Source organism: Pseudomonas sp. EL_65y_Pfl1_R83 (genome assembly GCF_963970695.1).
Lineage (GTDB): Bacteria > Pseudomonadota > Gammaproteobacteria > Pseudomonadales > Pseudomonadaceae > Aquipseudomonas > Aquipseudomonas tritici.
Genome location: NZ_CAXAQI010000145.1, coordinates 1 through 595, shown reverse-complemented (window position 1 = coordinate 595; position 595 = coordinate 1). Strand labels below are relative to the sequence as shown.

General features: G+C 67.6%; 1 protein-coding gene. It reads left to right on the top strand.

The window, feature by feature from the left end:
• Positions 1 to 512 (top strand): hypothetical protein (locus AACY08_RS28100; RefSeq protein ID WP_339472364.1); only part of this gene is annotated, 512 nt, incomplete at its 5' end.
• Positions 513 to 595 lie beyond the last annotated feature (83 nt).

Sequence of the window (595 nt, the reverse complement as noted above, 5' to 3'; positions counted from 1 at the left end):
CCGATGGAGGCGCACTTCGTGCACCGCAACGAGGCCGGCGGCCTCGCGGTGGTCGGCGTGCTGATGACGGAAGGCCGGCCGAACCCGGCGTTCAGCAAGATCGTCAAGACCATGCCGGCGAGCGAAGGCCCAATGGCCTCGATCCGCAGAACCCCGACGACCGGGCAACCGTGCAGCGGATCTACAACTCGCCCAATCCGGGCGAGGAACTGGTTCGCTGGCACAGGCGGAGCACGGCGCTCGCGCGCTTCGGGGATGACCCCGATGCCGCGGAAGCCCGCATCCGCGAGGAGACCCGGCAAGCCCTCCTGAAAGACCCTGAGTTCCGGAAGCAGCTGATTGCCGATCTCCGGCAGGAAGCCTCGACCGGTGAGAATGGCGCCCCGCGTACCACCACCCGACTGCCGAAGTCGATCGCGCGGGCCGGCGGCTCCAACATTGGCGTGGAGCGCATGGATCACAGTGCGCAGGACAACTCGGATCAGTCGGTCGCAGACGCTGCCTGGCGCTGAGGCCTGATCTCTCGACTGCTCTTCATCGATATCGACCTGCCGCGCGTGATGTGACGCGCGCGGCGGGATGACGCGCGGGATCA